We start from the raw sequence: 7,989 nt of genomic DNA on the forward strand, positions 1-7,989 counted from the left end.
GGTCCCCCAGCAGGAGTGCCAGCAGCCTTCCGCTATCGGCGCCCCTGCTGTGTGATATCATGCCTTTGCTTTCTAGTGGTAGCGCCCCCCGTGGTTTGGCGATCAGGGGGGCGTTTTTATTCCTGCTCAGTAATCAGCACGTCTAGCGCCATAAATGTATAGATACGTAGCAAAAAACCAGCTGCCAGACTAAGCACAAAGTAAGCAGCTCCGTCTGCGTCTACGTCCCATAGTCCGTCGTCGTGTACTTCCACGGGGATTAGGTCGAACAGCTTAGCCTTTCGCATTGTCTTCTCCTTTCGCTTCAGTCTTAACGGCGTAGATGGTGCTGGTACTTGCTGGCGCTAACTTTGCCACCTTCCTAACGCTAAAACCTGCATCGAGCAGCTCTCGAATACGTTGGCGCTTCTCTTGGTCAGCCGGTCGCCCCTTGTATCTCCCTTCTGCTTTTGCCTTCTCAATACCCTGCGCTTGGCGCTCTCGACGCTGCTCATAATCCTTACGGGCTATGGCCGCCATCATATCCAGCATCATGGCGTTTATGGCGTCCAACATACGGGCCGTGAAGTCGTCACCCGTTGTTTGCGTCATGGCGGTATGGCTGGTGGGCAAGTCCAGGGCAACGACACGTAACCCCTTAGCGTCGATCTCACCGCGTAGACGCTTCCAGGCAGCGGCGGGCAGACGTGAAAGGCGATCTATGGATTCTACTAGCAGCACGTCACCCGGCTGTGCATCGCTTAACAAGCGTTGCAGCTCGGGGCGCTCACTGCTGGCACCGCTGGCGTTCTCGGTATACCAACAGGCGACTGAGTGGCCCAGGTCGTGGGCAAAGGTGGTCAGGCTGTGACGTGCGCGTTCAGCATCCTGTTCTTCTGTGCTGGCGCGCAAGTAAGCTCGAATAAACATCGGTAGGCTCGCTTTCTAGTGGGTGTATCGGTTTGGCGACTCGGTTTCTATTGTATCGTTTTGAGCCTTTTTAGGATAATACCGATACACTATAAGGTGCGTACTTTTTATATCGTCTGGGGTACACCTTATCCGACACACTCTTCTAGTCAGCTTTGGCTATTACGTAAGGCATCCATCAGGTCACTGAACTTGTGCCGGTGAGGCTCTTCAGGGGTGTCGGGCTGCGTCGGCTGTCTGTCGGGGGCGGGTAGACGTAGCAAAACGCTCTCTAGGCGCTCTATCCTTTCTGCCATACGCTCAAGCTGGTGTGCTTGCTGCCGGTTAATCTCGACCAATTCGGTCAGTAGGGCGTTACTGTCGGGTGTCGGCTTTGCTGTAGGGCGCGTTGGTGTCGGGTGTCGGGTATCGCTGGGGGGTTCGCCATAAACACGGATCATTTCAGACAGGTCGATAACCCGCTGCCCTTTGGTGTCATGGCCAGCACTGACGCGGCCTTTAGCGACGGCTTCGTATAATGTTGAACGGTGCAAACCGTATAGTTTAGCCATTCGGCCTATGGTCAATTCAGGCATGTCGGGCACTGTCGGGTTAGGGTGTCAATTGCCCTACACTAAGGCATAACCACCCCACCCCCCACCTCCTTTTTATTTATATATGTGTGCAGTGATGGCCCTTTAGGTCCCTCGCGAAAAATTTCCCATTTTTTGAAAGGGGGGTACTTTTATTCACCACCGTCGAGCCACCCCGTAAAGCCCGACCTACTTTGTATAACAGGGGAAAACACCTTGTTTCCAACACCTGCGGCTGCCATTTTGTCCTTGATATCGAAAAGCGCTTGGCTACTAAAAGGGCCAATGTAATATAGGTCTTCATCCGTCTCATCTAGCGCGTACTGTTGGCACTGCTGCCATAGCCGAATGCCTTCCTCCACTTCCTGCCAGCCTGCAATGATCCTGCTCTTCGCCGTCTCTGCTTCTTGCCGCAAAACATCTGGGTACGCTTCTAAAAGGGCCTCCTGTTCCTTTCTCAGGGCTTCCATTCGTCCACGAATTTCTAACGCTGTTTTTGCTTCGTTCAATCTGTTTTCAGGCTCCACAACATGCCTCCTTTGAGACGGTTTCAGCGGGTATACAGATGTCGCTAACCTGCCCCCATGTATATAGCGTGTGGGGGTCGGTTGGCGACACCTGAAACGCCCGGCTGGCGGGGCTTTCAGCGGGATTTAGCCCTCTGGAATCAATGCCGCGTATAGTGACGTTTCTGTGTGCTGCGATACGTTGAGCAAAGCAGGCGGCCATCAGGTCAAATTTCCATGTGCTCGCGTCCAATCGTTCTCCCTCGATGGTCACTTTGCTGCGCCCTCCTTTGACTCGGGTTAGCCCCATTCGGGTAAACCATTCGCGTGTCCATACAGCCAGCTGTTTTTTGCTGGCGCTGGTGCGGGGCAACTCTGGCAGCCCTGCAGCCCGTAGCAGCGGCAACCTACCCTTACTCGGCAATATAGCGTCCAGCCGCTCGACAAGCGCTAACACGTCCAATCGAGTAAGGGGGCGTCCCGTGGCCTCTGGTGCTAACGGATCAATGCCCACGGCTCGCATAGTCTCGGTAACGATCTGCCAGCGTAAGTGGTGGCGCCTTCGTCCTTCCTCGTCCATCAAGGAAACGGTATAACCATCCATCCAAACGTAAGCAGCGAGCCCGGCACGGCGCTCTAACTGCTGCTGTAGTATCGCTTTTGCTAGCGGTTCACGTAGGTGCCCTTGTGGGGTTAAGTCGCTGTTATCCAGGTGTAGGGCTCGCGCGGCGACGGCCCGGCGCTCCTGCATAGCCTCGTCGCTTGTCTTACGCGCTTGCCGTTGGATTTTCGCCAGCTCGCGGTCTGTTATCTGCTTTGCTTGTGCAAGTGCTTGCAGCCGCTCGGCCTTCTTTTCCTGCTTAACCGTGTCGTGTTCGGTGTCAGTGCCGGCGCTTGAGTCCACGACTACGGTGACATCAATGCCGGCTTCCTCCAGGTAGGTAACAAACGCCTGCTGGGGGTTGCGTGTCCAACGGTCCGTTTCAGCACAATACGCGGCCCGTAGTGCGTGCCACGCTAGCAGCGGGCTCCCTATTCCCGGAGCTCCGTCTAACTCTTGTTGCGCCTGCAACCATTCCATACTGTCCGTCACGGCTTGCTGGCGCTTGGGTACACATGCGCCCGGGGTGGTTTGGATCTTTATCACGCCATCCGACGCCCGACGCCAACGGCGTAACGCCTGCCACATTGCCCGTGGCGCGAGGTGGCCGGTATACACGCCGATCACGTCACGTTCTGCGCTTGTGATTGATACACCTGCCCCTAACACGCTGTTATAAACGACGCGGCCGCGGTCGACGGCTTGGCGGTCGGGAGCGGTCAGGAAAGCGGCTTGTTCAGGGTCACCGCTGTTCTCGCCATGTATACCCAGGCAACCAAGGCGGCTGGCCCAGGCTTCAACGTCCGTTCGGGTGTCGCAGAACAGCGCTAAGCTATTGCTGGCGCGTATGGCCTCGCTAAGGGGGTGTGTAGGGGTGCGGCGAATGCGGTGTTTTTCGTCGGTTGTCTCGACGCTTACGCCTTGGTGGATTTCAACACGCGGCTGCTCGTATTCGCCCGGTGCCCGGTGCCATTCGGTCACATCTGCCAGCCCGGCAAGGATTCGCGCCGATTCGGGGCAATCACCATCCGCGAGGATAAACCGAACGCCCAGCCGTGCCAGCCGCTGCAGCAATTGCAGCGCTTCGGCTTGCTGGGTGTCGCTCATATTGCCTCCGGGCTGTCCTAGAACATCCGCCACGCTGGCGGCTTCGTCGATCACGATCAAGGTGGGGTCGGCGTCTTGTATCCAGCGGATCACGCGAGGCTGGGTCAGGCTGTGAACGGTGGTCACTAGGCGTCCGGGCTGCAGCGCTTCGGCCTGTTGGTAGTGTTGTGCGTCCAGCCGGTTGGCTAGGTCGCTCGATAAGGCCCGTAAGTGGTTTATCACTAGCACGTTACTGTGTTGCGCGATAATCGGGGCCAGCGCCTTCTCTGTCTTACCTGCCCCCAGCGGTGCCTGTAAGTAACTGCTGGCGCTGCTGGCGTTCATGGCCTGCGCTGCAGCCGGTACGCTTTCATGGCGGGTAAACGGTGCGCCCGGTGCCCGGTGCTGTGCCCCCCATAATTCCCGGCGTGCATCAGCCAAAACTCTAGCGACAATTCGCGGGTTCTGCCGGTGCCGTTTGCACCAATCGTTGATACTACAACGCTGCTCGACGCCATCGTATAGCGCGGCCATCCCCAGCCATAAATCATCGTCATGCTGAAAATAAGCGGTCATGTAACGCTGCGCGGCAAGGCTCATGCTGTCCACGTTGCAACGTGCCCGGTACGTTTCTATCTCAGCGTTGTCAGGGGCATTGCTGGCGCGTAGGGCAGCCGCTGCGGCTTTGAAGTCGCTGTTGAACTCCCAATGCGCGATTAGCCCTAGTGCATCTAGGTTCTGCCCGCTTAACTCCTTGCCTCGGTGGTATACGCGGCCATCATCATAAAGCTGTGCAGCGGGGGTGCGGTCATTCTGCCCCGGTGTAAACCATAGCCCTCGCCCTGCGTCACGATAGCCCAGGCGCTCCAGTAAGGCGGGCATATCCGCATCCGCATTAAAGGCGGCAAGGTCAGGCGGCTGACGCTTTTGTTGGCGGATCAAGTGCGCGGCAGCGGGTAAGCGAATTACGGCAGCGCCCCCCTCTGAGTTAATCCACTGTATCGGCTTCGCTGCCTGGTAGCCTTTCGGTAGCGCCACGCTCTCGAATATCAGCCGGTTGGCGGCGCTTTTCCAGACGGCAGTATCAATGGGGTACTCCCAACGCTGGCGCCCAGCTGCATCGATGACTTGCTTGGCGTATCCGTTTTCCTTTGCCCACGTTTCATAGGCCCGTGCGTAGTCGGTTAGATTGCCTAACCCTTCGGCTAGCGCGTAAAGGTGCCAGCCTCCCTTGCGGGTTACGGTTCGCCCTTCGGGGTCGGTGACGTGGTAACGCGAGGAGCCTACTGCCAGCCACTTAACGCCCTTAAGTGACTCATCAAACTGGCAAAGGTGGTCTATTACGGCTTGGGGTTGTTCGCCATCGTCCACGTCTAGGGGCAGGAGCCCCCGGCTCGGCATTCGTAAATGCTCAATGCTTCGAGCAATAGCACCTGCGGGTGCCGTGCCCTCTTCAATGGCGGCTTTCAGTGCGACCGGCGCCGTGGTGCGACCGTCTCGGATAACGCCCACGCCGATAGCCTGCCGGGGGGTGGTGCCTTGGATACATTCGGCCAGGGTTTCCAGGCTATCCACTTTTAACGTTTCGGCACGCCCCTTACTCAGGTTGGCGGATGCCTCCCAGCTCAGGCTTCCATCAGGCTGGCGCCTTAATCGCTTGGCTAGTACACGCTTGCTAGTGTACCGGGTGAAGGTGTAACTCATTACCACCCCTCCCGGCTCGCGTCATCCCATGGGATGCACACGGCATCTTGGGGGGCATAGCGGCCTAATGCCTGCAGGCGTTTTGCTAGTTTTTGCTGGTTACGAAACCGCTGGTACGCCTCCGTTTGGGTCTTGCGCTTGTTGTGTTCAGTGGCTTCCTCTAGCCCTTTTCCTTGTAACCATGATCGATCAACCAGGCGCCGGCGCATACGGTACTCGTAGGTACAAACGTCTTCAGGGGATAGCAAATACCCCGTTTCAGGCTTCCATAACCCAGCAGCGATAGCGAGCCACCCCCAAGTGGCCCGGTTGCGTGTGATGCTTTTCACACCGGGCAATGTCATTAAGCAAAGCAGTGCTGGCGCTAAGGGGATATCAAACGCGCGGTGAGTACGGCGGGTAGTTTCTTCGTAAGGGATGCCGTGCTCTTGCACCAAATACTTGGCGGCATGGCGGGATACCATCATCAGATTACCCAGCTCGGATAGGCCCACCATCTCGGGGTCGTCCATATCTAGAAGCATGTCAGCAATGTCAGCTTCTTCGTGGAGCGCTACGTTTGCCCAGTGGCCTCGTCCGCTGTTGTACGGTTCATCGCTTGGCCAGTGGTTTAACTGCAGGGGGTTACGCCATACCGTGTGCAGTTGGATATGCCAATGCAGTAGGGTATGATGCGATTCTGAATATATTTCACTGTACGGATAATCAGGCAAGCGGGGTTGGAGAATAGAAGGTGCTTCGATTGTGGAGGTGGCTACGTTCATCGGTTCGGCCTTCGACTGTCCGAACGCTTTAGCCTTTTACACCTTAGCTTTACCAGCCCTTTAGCATAGTGCTATATTGGAAAGGCAGCGGCACGCTTGGGTATATGGAAGACTAAGCGTTCGTAGTGTGAAGGGGTCAGCCGCGTCCTCCGCCAAGATTCGGCGGCTACCCCCGGTTTAAAGCGCCTCGACCTCGTGTCGGGGCGTTTTCCGTTGTGCTTAGTAAATCAGATGGTTAAGCATGTTTCCAGCCCTTTAAAAGCTCGTCCCCCGCTCCAACAGCGATAATGGCAAACGTGCTTGGTTTTTTCCTCCATATACCGTTTTATTACATGCTTATACCGTTTTATATGTGACTACTGATTCTCATCCTTTCGCATGGAATGGCGTAGATGATAAGCCCCTAATACGATACGGTTGAGGCTAATTCAATATAGGGACATTCAGGGACATGAAGAAGATCCTCCTAGTCGTACTCGCCGTTACCTCTATGACAGCAAGCGTTGCTTACGCAAACGACGCTGCAATGAAGAGGGACGCAAAAACGCTAATACAGGCCGCTGGGTATCGGTGCGATACCGTCGACAAGGTAAACCCGTTCATTGTGAAAAGAGGTTACACCGTCTATTGCAACGGCTATTCCTACAGCTATGAGTTAGAAGATAGGGGTGGTCGTTGGGTTATAACCCCCGATTAATAAAGGAACGTTACTTTCAAAAGGGTTTTTCACGATGAAAAAATTAATCGCCACTACCGTACTGTGCTTTATCCCTCTAGTCTCTTATGCGACCACTCCCACGGAGGCCGCAAATGAGGTTTTGCTAGCGGATACAATGGATAAAAAATGTCAGTTATTTTTTGACCATTTTATGAGCTATGCGGTGAAGGAAGATTTTCATAGCACTGAAAAGCTGATTAGCTTGATAGACAGCCGGGATAGTCAGTTGGTGGACTACTGTGATAAGCGGCGAAGTCAGTACCTTTAATCGCCAACACACAGCATATTCGGCTTACAAACCCTATCGGTATGTCTTACATACAACCGGAGCGGGCAAGGCTACGGTAAAGGCGTGACGCCAATAGCGCAGCCTATGGCCGCAATCGAGGTGCGTCACTGCATGGACGCAGGCAAAGGATGGCCAGCCTTCATACGCTCAGTTCTCTGCACGCCAACTCCATTAGCCGCTGATAGTCGCTACGCTTGCCGGTGTACTCGCTGCCAAGCGCTCGCTGCATCTGTAACGACGATATGCGCTCCAGTTGGGGCAGCATCAAGCCGGTAAGCATCCTCAGCTCTACGTCGCGGCGCGCACCATCGGCACGCGCAATGCTAGTGATAAGCGCAGACGGCACGCCAAGCGCAATGTTTACGCCTGCACAACGCCACGTCGTCAGCTCGCCATGGTCACGTTCCAGGCGGTCAATACTGTCGTCGATCCGCTTTGCGCGCGCTTCGTCGGCATCGTCTAACGCTTCATCAATCAGCGCTACTAGCTTGTCGCGGGCTTTTTCCCACTGCTCCACCGGGTATTCTGCTAGCAGGTCGGCGGCTACTTTAGCCAACCGCTGTTGGTGCAGCGGCTTAACCCTGGCGTCAATGCCAGCGGCTTCGAGCGCAGCTAGCACGGCGGCATCGTCTACGCTGTCGTCTGTTTGGATGATATGGCGGTTCATTAACTTGTCTCCATGTCTCGGCATGATAAAACCAGCTGGCAACGATCTGCTGGGTCCCCCAGCAGGAGTGCCAGCAGCCTTCCGCTATCGGCGCCCCTGCTGTGTGATATCATGCCTTTGCTTTCTAGTGGTAGCGCCCCCCGTGGTTTGGCGATCAGGGGGGCGTTTTTATT

Annotated in this window: 8 protein-coding genes; 1 reads left to right on the forward strand and 7 read right to left on the reverse strand. The window is 55.9% G+C overall.

Translation table 11 applies throughout. The features are described 5' to 3' along the window. Positions 1–116 precede the first annotated feature (116 nt). From HZS81_RS17715 to HZS81_RS17740, 6 genes are all read right to left on the reverse strand, one after another. Complete coding sequence (locus HZS81_RS17715; protein WP_179931848.1) at positions 117–287, reverse strand: hypothetical protein; 171 nt, start codon at positions 285–287, stop codon at positions 117–119. After that, positions 274–909, reverse strand: coding sequence for a recombinase family protein (locus tag HZS81_RS17720; RefSeq protein ID WP_179931849.1), 636 nt, complete (start codon positions 907–909; stop codon positions 274–276). Before HZS81_RS17720 ends, HZS81_RS17715 begins: the two co-directional genes overlap by 14 nt. A 149-nt stretch (positions 910–1,058) precedes the next feature. Further along, the gene (locus tag HZS81_RS17725; RefSeq protein WP_179931850.1) at positions 1,059–1,460 is read right to left on the reverse strand and encodes a hypothetical protein; all 402 of its coding nucleotides are present in this window, start codon (positions 1,458–1,460) and stop codon (positions 1,059–1,061) included. A gap of 173 nt (positions 1,461–1,633) precedes the next feature. Then, positions 1,634–2,008: a hypothetical protein gene (locus HZS81_RS17730; RefSeq protein ID WP_179931851.1), complete on the reverse strand. Its 375-nt coding sequence runs from the start codon at positions 2,006–2,008 to the stop codon at positions 1,634–1,636. Next, positions 1,998–5,378 (reverse strand): DEAD/DEAH box helicase family protein, encoded by a 3,381-nt coding sequence (locus HZS81_RS17735; RefSeq protein ID WP_179931852.1) that lies wholly within the window; start codon positions 5,376–5,378, stop codon positions 1,998–2,000. The genes HZS81_RS17730 and HZS81_RS17735 overlap by 11 nt, the downstream gene beginning before the upstream one ends. Next, positions 5,378–6,142, reverse strand: a complete 765-nt coding sequence (locus HZS81_RS17740; RefSeq protein WP_179931853.1) for a hypothetical protein — start codon at positions 6,140–6,142, stop codon at positions 5,378–5,380. The genes HZS81_RS17735 and HZS81_RS17740 overlap by 1 nt, the downstream gene beginning before the upstream one ends. A 731-nt stretch (positions 6,143–6,873) precedes the next feature. Between HZS81_RS17740 and HZS81_RS17745 the strand changes: the two genes are divergently transcribed. After that, on the forward strand, positions 6,874–7,128 hold the full coding sequence (locus tag HZS81_RS17745) for a hypothetical protein (protein WP_179931854.1): 255 nt from the start codon (positions 6,874–6,876) through the stop codon (positions 7,126–7,128). Positions 7,129–7,288: 160 nt separating this feature from the next. On the opposite strand, the gene HZS81_RS17750 is transcribed toward HZS81_RS17745, so the two are convergent. Further along, positions 7,289–7,816 carry a hypothetical protein gene (locus HZS81_RS17750; RefSeq protein ID WP_179931855.1) on the reverse strand — a complete coding sequence of 176 codons (528 nt, stop codon included), beginning with the start codon at positions 7,814–7,816 and terminating at the stop codon, positions 7,289–7,291. Between the last annotated feature and the right edge of the window lie 173 nt (positions 7,817–7,989).

Origin of the sequence: Vreelandella salicampi, from assembly GCF_013415105.1 — a bacterium.
Lineage (GTDB): Bacteria > Pseudomonadota > Gammaproteobacteria > Pseudomonadales > Halomonadaceae > Vreelandella > Vreelandella salicampi.

What these genes read in the sequence shown, in the direction of transcription:
- HZS81_RS17720 (WP_179931849.1), bottom strand. Translation starts at nt 909, where the DNA reads ATGTTTATTCGAGCTTACTTGCGCGCCAGCACAGAAGAACAGGATGCT.
- HZS81_RS17725 (WP_179931850.1), bottom strand. Translation starts at nt 1,460, where the DNA reads ATGGCTAAACTATACGGTTTGCACCGTTCAACATTATACGAAGCCGTC.
- HZS81_RS17750 (WP_179931855.1), bottom strand. Translation starts at nt 7,816, where the DNA reads ATGAACCGCCATATCATCCAAACAGACGACAGCGTAGACGATGCCGCC.
- HZS81_RS17740 (WP_179931853.1), bottom strand. Translation starts at nt 6,142, where the DNA reads ATGAACGTAGCCACCTCCACAATCGAAGCACCTTCTATTCTCCAACCC.
- HZS81_RS17745 (WP_179931854.1), top strand. Translation starts at nt 6,874, where the DNA reads ATGAAAAAATTAATCGCCACTACCGTACTGTGCTTTATCCCTCTAGTC.
- HZS81_RS17715 (WP_179931848.1), bottom strand. Translation starts at nt 287, where the DNA reads ATGCGAAAGGCTAAGCTGTTCGACCTAATCCCCGTGGAAGTACACGAC.
- HZS81_RS17735 (WP_179931852.1), bottom strand. Translation starts at nt 5,378, where the DNA reads ATGAGTTACACCTTCACCCGGTACACTAGCAAGCGTGTACTAGCCAAG.